Origin of the sequence: Streptomyces sp. SID4985 (assembly GCF_009863025.1) — a bacterium.
Lineage (GTDB): Bacteria > Actinomycetota > Actinomycetes > Streptomycetales > Streptomycetaceae > Streptomyces.
Window position 1 is genome coordinate 12,916 of sequence record NZ_WWIR01000260.1, and the last position, 19,334, is coordinate 32,249.

General features: G+C 71.1%; 15 protein-coding genes. 10 read left to right on the top strand and 5 right to left on the bottom strand.

From position 1 onward, the window contains the following. Positions 1-447 (bottom strand): hypothetical protein, encoded by a 447-nt coding sequence (locus GTW40_RS10565; protein WP_161179905.1) that lies wholly within the window; start codon positions 445-447, stop codon positions 1-3. Between the two features lie 73 nt (positions 448-520). Beyond that, positions 521-4,489: a type VII secretion protein EccCa gene (eccCa, locus tag GTW40_RS10570; RefSeq protein ID WP_161179906.1), complete on the bottom strand. Its 3,969-nt coding sequence runs from the start codon at positions 4,487-4,489 to the stop codon at positions 521-523. 338 nt (positions 4,490-4,827) lie between these two features. Here eccCa and eccD point away from each other — a divergent pair, with 338 nt between their 5' ends. Further along, entirely contained in the window at positions 4,828-6,330 is a 1,503-nt protein-coding gene (gene eccD, locus GTW40_RS10580; protein ID WP_161179908.1) for a type VII secretion integral membrane protein EccD, read from the top strand. Between the two features lie 58 nt (positions 6,331-6,388). Here eccD and GTW40_RS10585 read toward each other — a convergent pair whose 3' ends face one another. After that, a complete protein-coding gene (locus GTW40_RS10585; RefSeq protein WP_161179909.1) occupies positions 6,389-6,730 on the bottom strand; it encodes a DUF397 domain-containing protein in 342 nt (113 codons plus the stop codon). A 293-nt stretch (positions 6,731-7,023) separates the two neighbouring features. Between GTW40_RS10585 and GTW40_RS10590 the strand changes: the two genes are divergently transcribed. From GTW40_RS10590 to GTW40_RS10615, 6 genes are all read left to right on the top strand, one after another. Further along, the gene (locus tag GTW40_RS10590; RefSeq protein WP_161179910.1) at positions 7,024-8,484 is read left to right on the top strand and encodes a PQQ-binding-like beta-propeller repeat protein; all 1,461 of its coding nucleotides are present in this window, start codon (positions 7,024-7,026) and stop codon (positions 8,482-8,484) included. A gap of 241 nt (positions 8,485-8,725) precedes the next feature. Beyond that, entirely contained in the window at positions 8,726-9,016 is a 291-nt protein-coding gene (gene rpsO / locus GTW40_RS10595) for a 30S ribosomal protein S15 (protein WP_018544879.1), read from the top strand. A gap of 296 nt (positions 9,017-9,312) precedes the next feature. Further along, entirely contained in the window at positions 9,313-11,532 is a 2,220-nt protein-coding gene (locus tag GTW40_RS10600; protein WP_161179911.1) for a polyribonucleotide nucleotidyltransferase, read from the top strand. Next, positions 11,529-12,908, top strand: coding sequence for a pitrilysin family protein (locus tag GTW40_RS10605; protein WP_161179912.1), 1,380 nt, complete (start codon positions 11,529-11,531; stop codon positions 12,906-12,908). Before GTW40_RS10600 ends, GTW40_RS10605 begins: the two co-directional genes overlap by 4 nt. A 35-nt stretch (positions 12,909-12,943) precedes the next feature. After that, positions 12,944-13,696: a 4-hydroxy-tetrahydrodipicolinate reductase gene (dapB, locus tag GTW40_RS10610; RefSeq protein WP_161179913.1), complete on the top strand. Its 753-nt coding sequence runs from the start codon at positions 12,944-12,946 to the stop codon at positions 13,694-13,696. Positions 13,697-13,706: 10 nt separating this feature from the next. After that, positions 13,707-14,159, top strand: coding sequence for a hypothetical protein (locus GTW40_RS10615; protein WP_161179914.1), 453 nt, complete (start codon positions 13,707-13,709; stop codon positions 14,157-14,159). Between the two features lie 79 nt (positions 14,160-14,238). Here GTW40_RS10615 and GTW40_RS10620 read toward each other — a convergent pair whose 3' ends face one another. Continuing rightward, positions 14,239-14,793, bottom strand: coding sequence for a hypothetical protein (locus GTW40_RS10620; RefSeq protein ID WP_161179915.1), 555 nt, complete (start codon positions 14,791-14,793; stop codon positions 14,239-14,241). Positions 14,794-14,880: 87 nt separating this feature from the next. Continuing rightward, positions 14,881-15,117: a hypothetical protein gene (locus GTW40_RS10625; RefSeq protein WP_161179916.1), complete on the bottom strand. Its 237-nt coding sequence runs from the start codon at positions 15,115-15,117 to the stop codon at positions 14,881-14,883. Positions 15,118-15,343: 226 nt separating this feature from the next. On the opposite strand from GTW40_RS10625, the gene thyX reads away from it, so the two are divergent. The 3 genes from thyX (at position 15,344) to GTW40_RS10640 (ending at position 18,982) form a co-directional block, all read left to right on the top strand. Then, positions 15,344-16,072: an FAD-dependent thymidylate synthase gene (gene thyX / locus GTW40_RS10630; protein ID WP_161179917.1), complete on the top strand. Its 729-nt coding sequence runs from the start codon at positions 15,344-15,346 to the stop codon at positions 16,070-16,072. Positions 16,073-16,286: 214 nt separating this feature from the next. Continuing rightward, positions 16,287-17,186: a 4-hydroxy-tetrahydrodipicolinate synthase gene (gene dapA, locus GTW40_RS10635; RefSeq protein ID WP_161179918.1), complete on the top strand. Its 900-nt coding sequence runs from the start codon at positions 16,287-16,289 to the stop codon at positions 17,184-17,186. Between the two features lie 110 nt (positions 17,187-17,296). After that, positions 17,297-18,982, top strand: coding sequence for a ribonuclease J (locus GTW40_RS10640; RefSeq protein ID WP_161179919.1), 1,686 nt, complete (start codon positions 17,297-17,299; stop codon positions 18,980-18,982). The last annotated feature ends 352 nt before the right edge of the window (positions 18,983-19,334 follow it).

Genomic DNA, 19,334 nt, shown 5'->3' on the forward strand with positions numbered 1-19,334 from the left:
TCAGCCGCCCTTCCGCTCGTCGAAGCCCTGGTCCAGCTGGGAGATGCTGCTGAGGGTGCCTGCGATGTAGGACTCGTCGGCCGCGTGCTGGTTCTTGGTGTAACGCAGGTGGTTGGAGATGTGGGCGCAGGCGTCGAGGAGTGTCTGAACCTGGTCGACCCAGTGTCCGGCGACGTGATCGAGGGCGGCTCCGATGGCGAAACCCTCGCTCGTGAGTCCTCCGGCCGCTTTCAGCGAGGACATGCGCGCGTGGTCGCTGTAGTGCCCGAAGTCCTCGAACAGGTCGTGGGCCGCCTTGCCGATGGCGGCCAGGTCCGTGTCGTGCACGGTGAGATCACCGCGCGGAATCGATGCACCGGCGTCGGGCGGTACATGGTCGATCCGCGTGTGCGCCGCCTGGCTCCTCGCGGCATCCGCCTTCAGTTGCTCCCACTCGTCCCACGCCATCTGTCGAGCCTCCCCGTTTCTCCCATGCCGCGCCGCCGAGACGCGGCCCCGTCACCCCACGACCGGCACCCGCCTAGTACTCCACCTCCACCCACCCCGTCTGCACCAACGGCTTCCCCCGCTTCCGCGACACGAAGACGCCCCGTCCCGCGGGCATCGGACGCGGCCGGACGCCGCCGAGGATGTCGCCCTCGCCCGGGTCGCCGGACAGGATGAGGCCCTGGGCGCCGAGTTCCTTCATGCGCTGGAGGACGGGCTCGTAGGAGGCGCGGCTCGCGCCCGCGGAGGAGCGGGCGATGATGAAGCGGACGCCGACGTCGCGGGCGAAGGGGAGCATCTCGGTGAGGCCCGCGAGGGGGTTGCCGGTGGAGGTGGAGACGAGGTCGTAGTCGTCGATGACGACGAAGACCTGCGGGCCCCGCCACCAGCTGCGCTCGCGGAGTTGCTGCGCGGTCACGTCGGCGGTCGGGGTACGGCGCTGCATGAGGTCGGCGAGGGCCGTCATGTGGTGGTCCATCTGGCTGGACATGGGGATGTACTCGGCCAGGTGGGTCGCCGGGGTGACGTCCAGCAGGGAGCGCCGGTTGTCGACGACGAAGAATTTCGCCTCGTCGCCGCCGTACCGCCGGGTCAGCTGCTCGATCAGCAGCCGGAGCAGGTTGGACTTGCCGGACTCGCTCTCGCCGAAGACCAGGAAGAACGGGTCCTGCTCGAAGTCGAGGAACACCGGCTCCAGGTTCTCCTCGTCGAGCGCGAAGGCGATCCCCTGCTTCGGGAAACGGTCGCCCGAGGGCAGCTCGGACGCCTCCAACTGCCGGGGAAGAAGGCGTACTTCGGGCGCGCCCGGGCCCTGCCAGTGGCGGGAGACCTCGGTGGTCAGCGCGGCCGTGGCGTCCGCCAGGTCGGTGTCGGAGGTCAGGCCGTCGATGCGCGGCACCGCCGCCATGAAGTGCAGCTTCTGCGGGGACAGACCGCGTCCCGGCACACCCGCGGGCACGTTCGCCGCGACCTTGCGGTCGACCTCGGAGTCCATGACGTCACCGAGCCGCAGTTCGAGCCGGTTCATCAGGTGGTCCTTGAGGTTCGCCCGGACCTCCATGGAGCGCGACGCCGTGATGACGACGTGGATGCCGTAACCCAGACCGCGCGCGGCGATGTCCAGGACGGCCTGCTCCAGACCCTCGTAGTCGGTACGGAAGTTGCCCCAGCCGTCGATGACGAGGAAGACGTCGCCCCAGGGCTGGTCGGCGACCGAGATGTCACCGCGCGCCCGGCGGGCCCGGAACTCGGCGATCGAGGGGATGCCCGCCGAGCGGAAGTACTCCTCGCGGCGGGTGAGGACGCCGTACACCTCGGAGACCGTGCGCCGCACCCGCTCCGGGTCCAGGCGCGAGGCGATCCCGCCGACGTGAGGGAGCCCGGCCACGGCCGAGAGCCCGCCACCACCGAAGTCGAGGCCGTAGAACTGCACTTCCTGCGGGGTGTGCGTGAGCGCGAAGGAGCAGATCAGGCTGCGCAGCAGCGTGGACTTGCCGGACTGTGGGCCACCGAGGATCTGCATGTGTCCGGCCGCGCCGGAGAAGTCCAGCATGAGCCGGTCGCGCCGCTGCTCGTACGGCTTGTCGACCAGACCGGCGGGGACGATCAGACGGCCGGCGCCCTCGTAGTCGGGCTGGGTGAGACCGCGTCCCGGCACCGGGGCGAGGCCCGGCAGCAGCGCGTCGAGCGCGGGCGGGCTCTCCAGCGGCGGCAGCCACACCTGGTGCGCGGCCGGTCCCTGTGCCTCCAGACGGCGCACGATGACGTCGAGCACGGTGTCGGCGAGCGCGTCGTCCACGTCCTTGACGGACTCGGTGCGCGGCTGGGGCACGGCGGCGTAGTGCACGGGCACCTCGGCCGCCGTGAACAGCACCGGGCGCCGGTCCACCGGCAGCGGACCGCCGGACAGCGCGGCCGCGCCCTGCGGCCCCGAGCGGTACACCCCGGAGACGTACGCCGCCTTGAAGCGCACCATCTCGTCCGTGCCGAACTTCAGGAAGCCGGAACCGGGCACGTTCGGCAGCTCGTAGGCGTCCGGGACGCCGAGGGCCGCGCGGGACTCGGCGGCGGAGAAGGTCCGCAGACCGATCCGGTACGACAGATACGTCTCCAGACCGCGCAGCCGGCCCTCCTCCAGGCGCTGCGAGGCCAGCAGCAGATGCACGCCGAGCGAGCGGCCGATGCGGCCGATCTGCACGAACATCTCGATGAAGTCCGGCTTGGCGGTGAGGAGTTCGCTGAACTCGTCGATCACCAGGACCAGCGAGGGGATCGGCTGCAGGGGCGCACCGGCGGCGCGCGCCTTCTCGTAGTCGTGGATGTTGGCGTAGTTGCCCGCGTCGCGCAGCATCTCCTGGCGGCGGTTCAGCTCGCCGCGGATGGAGTCGCCCATGCGGTCGACCAGGGTGAGGTCGTCGGCCAGGTTGGTGATGACGGCGGCGACGTGCGGCATCTGCGACATGCCCGCGAAGGTCGCGCCGCCCTTGAAGTCGGCCAGGACGAAGTTCAGGGTCTCCGAGGAGTGCGTGACGGCGAGGCCGAGCACCAGCGTGCGCAGCAGCTCCGACTTGCCGGAACCGGTCGCGCCGACGCACAGACCGTGCGGGCCCATGCCCTCCTGCGCGGCCTCCTTGAGGTCCAGCATGACCGGGCGGCCGTCCTCGCCGAGACCGATCGGCACGCGCAGCCGCTCGGCCAGCGCGCGCTGCCGCCAGGTCCGCTTGGTGTCGACGGAGGCGGCGTCGCCGAGCCCGAGCAGATCGGTGAACTCCAGGTTGGCGAGCAGCGGTTCGTCGTCGTCCCCGCCCGAGGCCATCCGCAGCGGCGCGAGCTGGCGGGCCAGCGCCTCGGCGGACTCGGGGGAGAGGGCGTCCGGAGTGCCCTCGTAGACGATCCCGTGGCCGGACTCCAGGTGCAGCGTGCCGGGCCGTACGACGACGGACAGGTCGCCCGCCATGCCGGTGGGCTCGCCCGGCGCCACCTCGACCAGCGTGACGCCCTGCAGGCCGTCGGCCGAGGCGAGCACGGAGTCGGGCAGCAGGGAGAGGTCGTCCAGGACGATCACGATGTGCGGCTCGTCAAGGAGCGGCGCCGCGTCCGGGTGGAAGCGGGGGCGACCGGTGAGCCGGGTCGCCAGCAGGTCCTCCAGCTCGCGGACGTCCGATCCGATCAGGCGGCGGCTGCCCGCGCCGTCCACCGCGCCGGGGGCCTGCGCGTGCGGCAGCCACTTCGCCCAGTCCCAGCGCGGCAGCGCCTCGCGCCCGGCGGCCACCGCGACGATCAGGTCCTCGGGGGAGTGCAGCGAGGCCAGCGAGCCCACCAGGGCGCGGGCGCAGGCCCGTACGGAGTCCGGTTCGCCGCTGAGGACGACGTGCGAGAAGGCGCGCAGCGAGACGGCCATCGGCAGGTCGCCGAGCGTGCCGTGCGCCGCGACGAAGCGCTGCATGGCGCCCGCGGTCAGCGGCTCCAGCTGCTCGACCGGACCGGTCTCCGGCGCGATCAGCGGAGTCGCCAGTGGCTGCGGGCCGAGCCCGATGCGCACGTGCGCGAAGTCCTCGTCGCCCGCCCGCCGTTCCCACACCCGGCTGCCCTCGGCGACCAGCGCCCACAGCTGCTCGGGGGAGGGGTGCAGGTAGTACTGCGCGTCCCGCTGCGCCCGCGCGGTGCGTACGGCGTTCTTGCGGGTCTGCGAGAGATAGCTCAGGTAGTCACGGCGCATGTCGGCCAACTGGCCCTGGGAGCCGCGCCGGAAGCGGACCACCATCGCGACGGACATGGCGACCGTCGAGGCGATCATGATCATTCCCATGATCTTCATGAACGGCTGGCCGTTCGTGAAGAAGAAGACCACGGAGCCACCCATGCCGAGCGTGGGCAGCAACTGCATCAGCACGCTCTCCTGATGCCCGCGCGGCAGCTCCGGCGGCGGCTGGACGGCGATCTCCTCCGTCGGCACTTCGGACGGAAGCGCCCGAGGCGGGCGTTTGACGACAATCTGGCTCACTGCTCACCAATTCCCTTGCCCGACCCCGGCTTTCCGTCCGCCGCCCCGTATCCGGCGGACGCGGGCCGCCGCGCGATCCTACTGAGTTCACGGCGCGCGGGTGAGCGGTAGGGTGCCGGATGTTCGCGTGAGCACACGTCGACGCGACCGGAGAAACCGGGGCAACTCGCCTCATCCCCGCGCGGGAGGGGCCCGGAATCCGGCCGTACGGCGGGTCTGCCGCCGCACCCGCGGCGGACGCGGGAGCGAACGGTACAGGACCTTCACCACACGGACGCGTCACCGTCACGGAGCGGAACGCGTCGCCACCATCACCGAGGGGGAGCAGACAGGTGAGCATGACGGCCGCCGCAACCGGCGGACCCGGGACCGGAACACCGGCCGGGGCCGGTACGGGACTCGGCTTCTGCCGGGTCACCATCGTCGCCCCGGACAGCCGCATCGACGTGGCACTCCCCGACGACGTGCCCGTCGCCGACCTCTGTCCGGAGATCCTCCGGCTCGCCCGGCAGAGCCCCGAGACGGGCGCCCCGGTCGGCTACCACCTCGTCCGCACCGACGGCACCGTGCTGGACAGCTCCCGCTCCTTCGCCGCCCAGCGCATCCTCGACGGCGAACTCCTCACCCTGCGCCCCTTCGCGGAGTCCCTGCCCCCGGCCGTCTTCGACGACGTGGCCGAGGCCGTCGCGGCCGCCGTCACCAGGCAGCACCGGCTCTGGAGCGGCGACCTCACCCGGACCGCGGGCCTGATCGGCGGCGGCGTCCTGCCCGCCCTGCTCGCCTTCGTGGCCTGGACCGCCGACCCGCGCCACGACATGAACGGCCTGGCCGGCATCCTCGCCGCCGTCACCGGCGTCCTGCTGGTCGTCCTGTCCGCCGTCCGCGCCCGCGTCTACGACGACCGCGCCTCCTCCGTCGCCCTCGGCCTCGGCGCGCTGCCCGGCATCGGCGTCGCGGGCAGCGGCCTGCTGCCGCTCAGCGGCGGCGAGGGCATCGGCAGACTCCAGTTCCTGCTGGCGTGCGCCGCCGTGCTCGTCGCCTCGCTCGTCCTCGCGCTCGTCTCCCCGCACCGCGACGGCCCGTTCGTGGCCTTCGTGTTCGCCTCCGGCGTCGCCCTCGTGGCCGTCTTCGTCGCCACCCTGGCCGACTGGGCCCCGACCGAGACGGCCGCCCTGTGCGCCACCGTCGCCGTCGGCGCCCTGGCCTTCCTGCCCGGCCTGTCCATGCGCATCGCCCGGCTCCCGATCGGCTTCGAGGCGCCCAACTCCGCGCCCCGCGCCACCGCTTACGGCACCGAGACCGCGGCCCCCGAGCCCGTGGACACGGAGCGCGTCGAGGCACAGGCCCGGCGCGGCCACGAGATCCTCGTCGGACTGGTCGGCGGCTGTGCCCTCCTCGCCGTCGGCGCCGGAGCGGTCCTCGGCTTCTCCGACAACGTGTGGGCCCAACTCCTCGCGCTCGCCGCCGGTGTCGCCCTGCTGATGCGCGCCCAGCTCTTCCGCTACACCGCGCAGGTCGCCTCCGTCCTCGCGGCGGGCCTCGGCACCCTGGTCCTGCTCGGCCTCGGCCTCGCCCTCAACCCGCCCCCGTCGGTGATGCGCGCGGCCCTCGCGGGCGACCGCACCGACCTCGACATCCGCACCGTCTGGCTCATCGCCGTCATCGGCGCCGCCGCCGCGCTCTTCACCGGCCTCGGCCTGGTCCTCGCGCGCGGCGCCCTGACCCCGTTCTGGGGCCGCTTCCTGGAGATCTGCGAGGGCTTCGTCCTGCTGACGCTGATCCCGCTCACCCTCGCCGTCTTCGACGTCTACGCCACCGTGCGGGCGATGACCAGCAAATAACTCGACGGGGGACCGGAGTTCACCACCCCGGTCCCCCGTCGAGTCGTACGCGACGCGCTCAGACCTCCCCGGCCCGAGCCTCCTCGGCCTCGGCCCGGAACCGCTCCTGCGCCTCCAGGCCGCCGTTGTGCTCCATCGGCCGCAGGTCGAACTCCCCGTCCCGCGCCCCCAGTACGAAGGCCCGCCACTCGGCCTCGGTGTAGCGCAGCACCGTGTCCGGGTCCAGCGAGGACCGCATCGCCACCGCACCCTCGGGCATGTACGCGATCTCCACCCGCTCCTCGTGCTCCTCGGTACCCGGCGCGGAGTGCCACTCCAGCCCCGAGATGTCGACCGCGTACAGCTCGTCCCGCTCCCGTTCCTTACGAGCCTTCAGTTCCGTGTCCTCGGCGTCGGTCATCGCGGCCGTCGTCCTTCCATCCGTACCGGCGAACTGTGAAGTCACCCTACTGGCCGGGGTTCCGGGCGGTCCTGGATTCAGGGGCGGACCACACGTGCGGAGGCGGTGGACGGCAGAGGGCTTCGGTGGAGGTGACGTGGGGCGTCCGCTACGGCGCCTCCTCGTGGCGGGACCGCTGGGGCCGAGCACCGTTTCGCCCTGGCGGTCCCGCCCAGGCGCGATGCGGCACCCCACCCGGCCCGGAAGAGCCCCCTGCGGAGCAGCCCCGCCCCGACGCCCTGGAAAGGACCCCGATGACCTCACCCCCGCCCTCCGCCTTCACCGCCTCCACCCTCGCGGTCGACCAACAGCGCCGTCGCCGTCGTACCCGGCTGCTCCTCGGCGGGGCGGCCGCCGCCGTGGTCGCCTCCCTGGCCGTCTGGGCCTGGTCCGGCAGCGGAGGCATACCAGGAGACGACGCCCGGCCCGCGTCGGCCGCGCAGGCCCCGGACGCGGTCCGCCGTACGGTCGAGACCGGGCCCCGCTCGGTCGAGGGCAGGGCGGCGGTGCAGTACCGCGAAGAGATCCGCCAGGTCGGCGCCACCGCCGACGCCCTCGGCGCCTGGGCGACGGACAAGGTCTTCGCCAAGGGGCTCGTCAACACGGTCAAGGGCTTCTCCCTCACCAAGGAGAACGCGACCGACGCGAAGGGCGACCGCCCCGCCTGGACCCTGACGTTCCCCGGCCCCCTGTGCGCGACCACCCGGCACGTCAGCGCGGCGGGCTGGACGGCCGTCGCCTACGCGGGGGAGCGCGTGGACCCGGGCCAGAGCCTCGGCGCCCCCTGCGACCGGCTCGCCGTCATCGACCTGGACACCGGGAAGAAGCGCTGGGAGACCCGGCTCGGCACCGCCGACGCCCCGGCGGGCAACGTCAACGTGACGATGACCGACGGCGCCGTGGCCGTGGCGGGCGACCAGGGATCCGCCGCGTACGACACCACGAGCGGCAAGCGCCTGTGGACCCGCTCCGCCCGGGGCACCTGCGCGGACTCCGGCTTCGCGGGCGGCTCCGCGCTGCTCGCCCTCGTCCGCTGCGGCGACTCGGCGGGTCCCCGCTTCCGCGTCGAACGCGTCGACGCCCACACCGGCCGCACCCGCTGGACGTACCGCGTCGGCGAGGGCATCGAGGCCGTCTATCTCGCCTCCGCCGCCCCCGCCGTGATCGCCGTCGCCGCCGGGGACGTCCAGGTGAGCCATCTGATCCCGCTCGACGAGCACGGCCGGGCGCGCGGCACGATCCGGCTGGCCGACACCCACATGCCCGTCGGCTGCGACCGCCCCTTCAGCGCCGTGGTGGAGAGCTGCCGGTCGGTCGTGGTCGGCCCCCGAGAGCTGTACCTCCCCGTGGACGACGACATCGTCTCCTTCGACCTGGCCACCGGGAAGAGTGGGCGCCGCTTCGCCTCGCCCGCCGGCGCCATGACCCCGCTCAGGACCAACGGGGACCACCTCATCGCCTACCGTGAGGGCAGCGGCTTCACCCCCTCCGCCGTGGTCTCCCTCGACCCGGCCACCGGCGAGGAACGCCCGCTGCTGCTCTTCGGCGCGAACCCCGACGACCTCGCCGGGACCGACGACCCCACGCGGGACGACATCCTCTACGAGCACGGCCGCCTCTTCCTCGCCGCGACCAGCGTCTACGGCCCGACCGACAAGGGCCACCTGGGCGAGCTGTCCAACGTGGCGGTCGGCGTCGAGAGCATCGCCCCGTGACCCGGACGGCCGCACCCGGCCGCCCCGGGCGGGCCACCGCCCGAAACCCCGGCCGGAGCCCCCGCGACCCCCTGGTACCCTGAGTGACGGCCGTTCGTGTCAGCGCCCCCGCAGCAGATGCCTCGCAGCACCCGCTCCGGAGGCCGCGCCCGACGGCTCCCCGCCCTCCGAGTCACGGAAGCACCCCCGAGAGTCAGACCGGGGGCACTCGAAGGGCAACTCAAGAACCCGAGGAGTAAGCGTGTCGCTCGACGCCGCTACGAAGAAGCAGATCATCGCCGAGTTCGGCCAGAAGGAGGGCGACACCGGCTCCCCCGAGGTCCAGGTCGCCATGCTCTCGCGTCGGATCTCCGACCTGACCGAGCACCTCAAGGCCCACAAGCACGACCACCACTCCCGCCGTGGTCTGCTGATCCTGGTCGGCCAGCGTCGCCGCCTGCTGCAGTACCTGGCCAAGAAGGACATCCAGCGCTTCCGTGCCCTGGTCGACCGCCTCGGCATCCGCCGCGGTGCGGCCGGCGGCGCCAAGTAAGACGCCACGAAGGGAGCGGTTCCCGATGAGGATCGGGAGCCGCTCCCTTTGCTGTACGTGCGGAAACGTGCGGAGTGTCACTCCCCCTTTGTAGGGTGTTGGCACACAACGCATCACGTACGACACAGAACGAGGGAGACGCGCACCTCGCCGCCGCCGGTCCTCGGTAGTGGCCCCCGGGGGGAAGACGCCCCGGGTGCTTCGATCGAAGACCGGCCCGCACCAAAGGGGCGCTTCTCCCACCACCGTCCCCCCGCCACACGGGCGAGCGGGACGAAGACGAGGAGAAAACGCTAGTGGAGAACGAGACCCACTACGCCGAGGCCGTCATCGACAACGGCTCCTTCGGCACCCGCACCATCCGCTTCGAGACGGGCCGCCTGGCCAAGCAGGCCGCCGGCTCCGCCGTGGCGTACCTGGACGACGACACCATGGTGCTGTCGGCCACCACCGCCTCCAAGGCCCCCAAGGACCAGCTCGACTTCTTCCCCCTCACGGTGGACGTCGAGGAGCGGATGTACGCCGCCGGCAAGATCCCCGGCAGCTTCTTCCGCCGTGAGGGCCGCCCCTCCGAGGACGCGATCCTCACCTGCCGCCTGATCGACCGCCCGCTGCGCCCGTCCTTCAAGAAGGGCCTGCGCAACGAGATCCAGGTCGTCGCCACGATCATGGCGCTCAACCCCGACCACCTGTACGACGTCGTGGCGATCAACGCCGCGTCCGCGTCGACGCAGCTGGCCGGCCTGCCCTTCTCCGGCCCGATCGGCGGCGTCCGCGTCGCGCTGATCCGCGGCCAGTGGGTCGCGTTCCCGACGCACACCGAGCTCGAGGACGCCGTCTTCGACATGGTGGTCGCCGGCCGCGTCCTGGAGGACGGCGACGTCGCGATCATGATGGTCGAGGCCGAGGCCACCGACCAGACGATCAAGCTCGTCGAGGGCGGTGCCGAGGCGCCGACCGAGGAGGTCGTCGCCGCCGGTCTCGAGGCCGCCAAGCCCTTCATCAAGGTGCTGTGCCGTGCCCAGTCCGACCTCGCCTCCAAGGCCGCGAAGCCCGAGGGCGAGTTCCCGATCTTCCTGGACTACCAGGACGACGTGTACGAGGCGCTGAAGAAGGCCGTCCAGCCGGAGCTGGCCCAGGCCCTCACGATCGCGGGCAAGCAGGAGCGCGAGGCCGAGCTGGACCGCGTCAAGGGTCTGGCCGCCGAGAAGCTGCTGCCGAAGTTCGAGGGCCGCGAGAAGGAGATCTCCGCCGCTTACCGTTCGCTGACCAAGCAGCTGGTCCGCGAGCGTGTGATCAAGGAGAAGAAGCGCATCGACGGCCGCGGCGTCACGGACATCCGTACGCTCGCCGCCGAGGTCGAGGCCATCCCGCGTGTGCACGGCTCGGCGCTGTTCGAGCGTGGCGAGACCCAGATCCTGGGCATCACCACCCTGAACATGCTCCGCATGGAGCAGCAGCTGGACACCCTCTCCCCGGTGACCCGCAAGCGCTACATGCACAACTACAACTTCCCGCCGTACTCCGTCGGCGAGACCGGCCGCGTCGGTTCCCCGAAGCGCCGCGAGATCGGCCACGGCGCCCTCGCCGAGCGCGCCCTCGTGCCGGTGCTGCCGACGCGCGAGGAGTTCCCCTACGCGATCCGTCAGGTGTCCGAGGCCCTCGGCTCCAACGGCTCGACGTCCATGGGCTCGGTCTGCGCCTCCACCATGTCGATGCTGAACGCCGGTGTGCCGCTCAAGGCCCCCGTCGCCGGTATCGCCATGGGCCTGATCTCCGAGCAGGCCGACGGCGAGACGCACTACGTCACCCTCACCGACATCCTCGGTGCGGAGGACGCCTTCGGTGACATGGACTTCAAGGTCGCCGGCACGAAGGACTTCGTGACCGCCCTCCAGCTCGACACCAAGCTGGACGGCATCCCGGCCTCCGTCCTGGCCGCGGCCCTCAAGCAGGCCCGCGACGCCCGTCTCCACATCCTCGATGTGATGACCGAGGCCATCGACCGGCCGGACGCCATGTCCCCGAACGCGCCGCGGATCATCACCGTGAAGATCCCGGTCGACAAGATCGGTGAGGTCATCGGCCCCAAGGGCAAGATGATCAACCAGATCCAGGAGGACACGGGCGCCGAGATCACGATCGAGGACGACGGCACGATCTACATCGGTGCCTCCGACGGCCCGGCCGCCGAGGCCGCCCGCGCCACGATCAACAGCATCGCCAACCCGACGATGCCCGAGGTCGGCGAGCGCTACCTGGGTACGGTCGTGAAGACCACCACCTTCGGTGCCTTCGTCTCCCTGATGCCCGGCAAGGACGGTCTGCTGCACATCTCGCAGATCCGCAAGCTCGCCGGTGGCAAGCGCGTGGAGAACGTCGAGGACGTGCTCGGTGTGGGCCAGAAGGTCCAGGTCGAGATCGCCGAGATCGACTCGCGCGGCAAGCTCTCCCTCATCCCCGTGATCGAGGGCGAGGAAGGCGACGAGACCAAGAAGGACGACGCCGACAAGTGACGTCCCGTGGCTTCAAGGTGACGGCCCGCACCTCTTCGGAGGTGCGGGCCGTCGCCCGTACCCAAACCCTGATCAAGGGCACCAACGGCATCGGTACCGTCCGCAGGACCACCCTCCCGGGCGGCCTGCGCATCGTCACCGAGACGCTGCCCTCCGTGCGCTCGGCCACCTTCGGCATCTGGGCGAACGTCGGCTCCCGTGACGAGACCCCCGCGCTGAACGGCGCGACGCACTACCTGGAGCACCTGCTCTTCAAGGGCACCGGCCGCAGGTCCGCGCTGGACATCTCCTCCGCGCTCGACGCGGTCGGCGGCGAGATGAACGCGTTCACCGCCAAGGAGTACACGTGCTACTACGCACGCGTGCTCGACACCGACCTCCCGCTCGCCATCGACGTGGTGTGCGACATGCTGACCGGCTCGCTGATCCGCGAGGAGGACGTCGACGTCGAACGCGGCGCCATCCTCGAAGAGATCGCGATGACCGAGGACGACCCGGGCGACTGCGTGCACGACCTGTTCGCGCACACCATGTTCGGTGACAACGCGCTCGGCCGCCCGGTCCTCGGCACCGTGGACACGGTCAACGCCCTCACGGCCGACCGCATCCGCCGCTTCTACAAGAAGCACTACGACCCGACCCGCCTCGTGGTCGCGGCCGCGGGCAACATCGACCACGCCAAGGTCGTACGCCAGGTCCGTGCCGCCTTCGAGCGGGCCGGCGCCCTGACGAACACCGAGGCCCGGCCCGCCGCCCCGCGCGAGGGCCGCCGCGCCATCCGCGCGGCGGGACGCGTCGAGCTGCTCGGCCGCAAGACCGAGCAGGCGCACGTCGTCCTCGGGATGCCGGGCCTCGCCCGCACCGACGACCGCCGCTGGGCCATGGGCGTGCTGAACACCGCCCTCGGCGGCGGCATGTCCTCCCGGCTCTTCCAGGAGGTCCGCGAGAAGCGCGGCCTCTGCTACAGCGTCTACTCGTACACCTCCGGCTTCGCCGACTGCGGCCTCTTCGGCGTGTACGCGGGCTGCAGGCCGAGCCAGGTGTCCGACGTGCTCAAGCTCTGCCGCGACGAGCTGGACCACGTGGCCGAGCACGGTCTCACCGACGACGAGATCGCCCGTGCCATCGGCCAGCTCAAGGGCTCCACCGTCCTCGGCCTGGAGGACACCGGCGCGCTGATGAACCGCATCGGCAAGAGCGAGCTGTGCTGGGGCGAGCAGATGTCGGTGGACGAGATGCTGACCCGGATAGCCCTGGTGACCCCGGACGAGGTCCGGTCGGTCGCCCGCGACATCCTGGGACAGCGCCCGTCGCTGTCGGTCATCGGCCCGCTCAAGGACAAGCAGGCCGCGCGGCTGCACGACGCGGTCGCCTGATCCCTCGGTCTCAACTGGGTGTAAGGAAAAGGAAGATGAGCAAGCTGCGCGTGGCGGTCCTGGGTGCGAACGGTCGCATCGGGTCCGAGGCGGTACGAGCCGTCGAGGCGGCCGAGGACATGGAACTGGTCGCCGCCCTCGGCCGGGGCGACAAGCTGGAGACGCTGGTCGACACCGGCGCCCAGGTCGCCGTCGAGCTGACCACCCCGGCCTCGGTCATGGGCAACCTCGACTTCTGCGTGCGCCACGGCATCCACGCGGTCGTCGGCACCACCGGCTGGACCGAGGAACGCCTCGCACAGCTCAAGGGCTGGCTCGAGCTGTCCCCGGAGACCGGTGTGCTCATCGCCCCGAACTTCTCCATCGGCGCCGTCCTCACCATGAAGTTCGCGCAGATGGCCGCGCCGTACTTCGAGTCCGTCGAGGTCGTCGAGCTGCACCACCCGAACAAGGTGGACGCCCCCTCCGGCACCGCCACGCGCACCGCCCAGCTCATCGCCGAGGCCCGCCGCGCGGCGGGTACGGCCCCGGCGCCCGACGCCACGGTCACCGCCCTGGACGGGGCCCGCGGCGCCGACGTGGACGGCGTCCCCGTGCACGCGGTCCGGCTGCGCGGCCTCCTCGCGCACCAGGAGGTGCTGCTCGGCGCCGAGGGCGAGACCCTCACCATCCGCCACGACTCCCTGCACCACAGCAGCTTCATGCCGGGCATCCTGCTCGGCGTGCGCCGTGTGGTGTCCGCCCCGGGCCTGACCTTCGGCCTGGAGAACTTCCTCGACCTCGGCTGAGAGCCCCGTCATGCGCGCGAAGATCACTTACCTTGTCACGGCCGCCGTCCTGGTCTTCTACTTCGTCCTGGTCGGCAGCCGGGGCGTGATGCTCATCGAGTCCGGCACGCTCCTCACCGTCACCTTCGGCGTGACGGTGCTGATCCTGCCGGTCATCGGTCTGTGGTTCCTGTGGAAGAACACCCAGTTCGTCCGCCGGGCCAACGCCCTCGCCGCCGAACTGGACGCCGAGGGCGGCCTGCCCGTCGACGAGCTGAAGCGCACCGCGGGCGGCCGGATCGACCGCGACTCGGCCGACGAGGTCTTCGCCCGCCGCAGGGCCGAGACCGAGGCCGCCCCGGAGGACTGGCGCAGCTGGTTCCGGCTCGCCGTCGCCTACCACGACGCCCGCGACACCCCGCGCGCCCGCAAGGCGATGCAGCGCGCCATCGCCCTGCACGACGGCAGGCCCGTACCGGCCTGAACCCGGTGACAGCCGAAGGGGCCGCCCCGCGACTTGCGCGGGACGGCCCCTTCTCCGTGGGCTCGGCTTCTCCGTGGGCTCAGTGCGGCCGGTACTCCGCCGCCCACGCCTCCACCGCGTCCGCCGCCCGGTCGAACCCGGCGGGCCGGTTCAGGAAGTCCAGGCCGTGCGTGGTGAGCAGCGGCGCGGTGTCGTCGGGCGCCCGGTCGGCGCGCACCAGCGTCAGCGCCTGCCCCTGCACCGTGCGGGGCAGCCCCAGCCAGCGCACCGGCTGCTGCGCGGTCCGCACCGAGACCACCCGCTGCCAGGGCACCGTCCGCGTCGTCAGGAAGCCCACCTGGCGCAACCCGCGTTCGCTCACCCACACGCCCATGCGCAGCACCCGCAGCGCGGCGAGGATGATCGCGAAGGCCAGCCCGAAGATCGCCCCGGCGGAGGACGCCGAACCGGTGAGGGCGATGAGCACCGCGGCGAACAGCACGAAGGACGACAGCAGCAGCCCCACGGCCACTCCGCCCACCCGCCAGGGCCCGGGACGGTACGGCCGCCGCCAGCGGTCCCGGTCGTCGTACGGCAGCGAGCTCTCGGGCGCCGCCTCGGTGGTGCGGTCGGCCGTCAGGAAGGGGAGGGGCACGGCTGTTCCTCACTCGGTCGCGTGGGCTGTGCCCGGTGAGGCTATCCGCCGGTGATCGCGCTCACCAGCCATGGACCGCCGTAAGGGTCAGTGTCCCCGCGCCGCCTGGGACTGCGGCCCCTGCGGAGTACTGGGCGTGGAGAGCGCGGGCATGCCGAGCAGCAGCGAGCCGACCAGACCCGCGACGAGGGTGAGCCCCAGCAGCCAGCGCCCGGCTATCTCGCCCGTGGACGCCCGCTCACGGGGCGGGGGAGCGACATTGCCGCGGAACCTGTCGGCTTCGGCGAGGAAGGCGAAGGGCACGGGCTCACGGCGACGGAACATGGGGATGTGTCTCCTCTCGGGGGCTCGGGGGCTCGGGGGCTGACGGGGACGGATCTCACCGCCGATACAGGCGTACCTCACCGGTACAGACGTGCGAGTGCCACAAAAGGATCCCATGTCCGGAAAACCGATGGATGTGATCTTTGAGGTGAGGTGGCGGTTGTCCTGAGAGGGTGCGCGTGCCCCGTATGGTGGGCGCAAACCCGGAAGTGATGGAAGGACCCGCGTGACCACCCCCCAGCCGCTCACCCTCCGCAGCGACGTCACCGTCGAGCTGGTGAAATCCAGTGCGTCGGACGCCGATGTCCTCTTCGCCGCCCGCGTCTCCACGCTCGGCGAGCAGTCCCTGGACGAGCTGGGCAAGGACCCCGAGCGCTCCAAGGGGCTGATCAACTACCTGATGCGCGACCGGCACGGCAGCCCGTTCGAGCACAACTCGCTGACCTTCTTCATCAGCGCCCCGATCTTCGTCTTCCGCGAGTTCATGCGGCACCGCGTCGGCTGGTCCTACAACGAGGAATCGGGCCGCTACCGGGAGCTGGAGCCGGTCTTCTACGTCCCCGACACCTCCCGCAAGCTGGTCCAGGAGGGCCGTCCGGGCAAGTACGTCTTCGTCGAGGGCAGCCCCGCCCAGCACGAGACGGTGCGCGACACCCTGACGGAGTCCTACGAGCAGGCGTACGCGGCCTACCAGAAGCTGCTCGCCGAGGGTGTCGCCCGCGAGGTCGCCCGCGCGGCCCTCCCGGTCGGCCTCTACTCCTCGATGTACGCCACCTGCAACGCCCGCTCCCTGATGCACTTCCTCGGCCTGCGCACCCAGCACGAGCTGGCCAAGGTGCCGTCCTTCCCGCAGCGCGAGATCGAGATGGTCGGCGAACAGATGGAGGCCAAGTGGGCGGAACTCATGCCGCTCACCCACGCCGCCTTCAACGCCAACGGCCGCGTCGCCCCGTAAAAACGAAGCCCCGTTCCCCTCGACGGAACGGATGTACGGAGCAACCTTGCGAAGTGTCCGTATTGCGGCATTTAGCGAAGTTCATCTAGCCTGATCAAACGGACCCGGCACTGCTTGAACCCCCGAGCAGGCAGTGCCGGGCTCCTCTTTTGTCCTGACTTACCCGGCACCCCACGGGGCGACCATGGATCGAGTACCGAGTAGCGTGTCACCCATGGCTCCGACCTCGACTCCGCAGACCCCCTTCGGGCGGGTCCTCACCGCCATGGTCACGCCCTTCACGGCGGACGGCGCACTCGACCTCGACGGCGCGCAGCGGCTCGCCGCCCACCTGGTGGACGCAGGCAACGACGGCCTGATCGTCAACGGCACCACCGGCGAGTCCCCCACCACCAGCGACGCGGAGAAAGCGGACCTCGTCCGGGCCGTCATCGAGGCGGTCGGCGACCGCGCCCACGTCGTCGCCGGAGTCGGCACCAACGACACCCACCACAGCACCGCACTGGCCCGCCAGGCCGAGGCCGCCGGCGCCCACGGCCTCCTGGTCGTCACGCCGTACTACAACAAGCCCCCGCAGGAGGGCCTGTACCGGCACTTCACCACCGTCGCCGACGCGACCGGCCTGCCGGTCATGCTCTACGACATCCCCGGCCGCTCCGGCGTCCCGATCAGCACCGAGACGCTGGTCCGCCTCGCCGCGCACCCCCGGATCGTGGCCAACAAGGACGCCAAGGGCGACCTCGGCCGCGCCAGCTGGGCCATCGCCCGCTCCGGCCTCGCCTGGTACTCCGGCGACGACATGCTGAACCTGCCGCTGCTGTCCGTCGGCGCCGTCGGCTTCGTCTCCGTCGTCGGCCACCTGGTCGCCCCGGACCTGCGCGCGCTCGTCGATGCCTACACCTCCGGCGACGTCGTCAAGGCCACCGAGATCCACCAGAAGCTGCTCCCGGTCTACACCGGCGTCTTCCGTACCCAGGGCGTCATGACCACCAAGGCCGCCCTCGCCCTCCAGGGCCTGCCCGCGGGCCCGCTGCGCGCGCCCATGGTCGAGTGCTCCGCCGAAGAGATCGCGCAGCTCAAGCTCGATCTCGCCGCCGGCGGGGTACAGCTCTGACAACAGACTTCCGCACCACGCGGCCTCACAACTGAATCGACAACTGCACGCACGAACGTCACCCGCGCCACGTGCCACCGGTACGTGGCGCGGGTGGTCAGGAGAGTCTTTTGAGTCATCCGCACCCTGAACTCGCCCCCCCGCCGCCGCTCGCCAAGGGCGGCCTGCGGGTCACTCCGCTCGGCGGTCTCGGTGAGATCGGCCGGAACATGACGGTCTTCGAGTACGACGGCCGTCTGCTGATCGTCGACTGCGGCGTCCTCTTCCCCGAGGAGGAGCAGCCCGGCGTCGACCTGATCCTGCCGGACTTCTCGTCCATCCGGGACCGCCTCGACGACATCGAGGGCATCGTCCTCACGCACGGCCACGAGGACCACATCGGCGCCGTGCCCTACCTGCTCCGCGAGAAGCCGGACATCCCGCTCATCGGCTCCAAGCTCACCCTCGCGCTGATCGAGGCCAAGCTCCAGGAGCACCGCATCCGTCCGTACACCCTTGAGGTGGAGGCGGGCGACCGTGAGCAGGTCGGTCCGTTCAACCTCGAGTTCGTCGCGGTGAACCACTCCATCCCGGACGCCCTCGCGGTCGCCATCCGTACCCCGGCCGGCATGGTCGTGCACACCGGCGACTTCAAGATGGACCAGCTGCCGCTGGACGGCCGGCTGACCGACCTGCACGCCTTCGCGCGCCTGAGCGAGGAGGGCATCGACCTCCTCCTCTCGGACTCCACGAACGCCGAGGTACCCGGCTTCGTCCCGCCCGAGCGCGACATCTCCAACGTGCTGGACAACGTCTTCGCCGGTGCGCACAGCCGCATCATCGTGGCGAGCTTCGCCAGCCATGTGCACCGCATCCAGCAGATCCTGGACACCGCCCAGAAGTACGGCCGCAAGGTCGCCTTCGTCGGCCGCTCCATGGTCCGCAACATGGGCATCGCGCGGGACCTCGGCTATCTGAAGGTCCCGCCGGGCCTGGTCGTCGACGTCAAGCAGCTGGACGACCTGCCCGCCGACAAGGTGGTCCTGGTCTGCACGGGTTCCCAGGGCGAGCCGATGGCGGCCCTGTCCCGCATGGCCAACCGCGACCACCAGATCCGGATCGTCGAGGGCGACACGGTCATCCTGGCCTCGTCCCTCATCCCCGGCAACGAGAACGCGGTCTACCGCGTGATCAACGGCCTGACCCGCTGGGGCGCCAACGTCGTCCACAAGGGCAACGCCAAGGTGCACGTCTCCGGACACGCCTCGGCCGGCGAGCTGCTGTACTTCTACAACATCTGCAAGCCGAAGAACCTCATGCCGGTGCACGGCGAATGGCGCCATCTGCGCGCCAACGCCGAGCTGGGCGCCGCGACGGGCGTCCCGCACGACCGCATCGTGATCGCCGAGGACGGCGTCGCGGTCGACCTGATCAAGGGCAAGGCCAAGATCGCGGGCAAGGTCCAGGCCGGTTACGTCTACGTCGACGGCCTCTCCGTCGGTGAGGTCGGCGAGCCCGCGCTGAAGGACCGCAAGATCCTCGGCGACGAGGGCATCATCTCGGTCTACGTGGTCATGGACTCGACCACCGGCAAGATCACGGGTGGCCCGCACATCCAGGCCCGGGGCTCCGGCATCGACGACTCCGCCTTCGCCGAGATCCTCCCGAAGATCACCGAGACGCTGGAGAAGTCCGCCTCGGACGGCGTCGTGGAGCCCCACCAGCTCCAGCAGCTCATCCGGCGCGTGCTCGGCAAGTGGGTCTCCGACACCTACCGTCGGCGCCCGATGATCCTCCCGGTTGTCGTCGAGGTCTGACCTCCGACGCTCTGACCTGCACAGAGGCCCCCCGACTCCGGTCGGGGGGCCTCTGTCGTACCCCCGCTGGAAAAAATCTTGACAGCACGGGTTGACACCCCCTGGCCAGATCCGTAGTGTTCTCTGTCTGCCCCGGAGCCGTAACGGTTCTGCGGTGGCACCTCCGCCGCGCAAGCGGCACTCCAACCACCAGCACGATCTCCCGTTCGGGAATGTATTCGGCACGTCCGAATTCAATTCGAATGGGGCTCGGCAGCCCGATTAGGAACTGCCGGGGTTGATCCGCTAAGGTTTGAGACGTCGGAACGGCCGCGAGGCCGGGAAGACAAACCCCGCTGACTGGGGGTCAGAC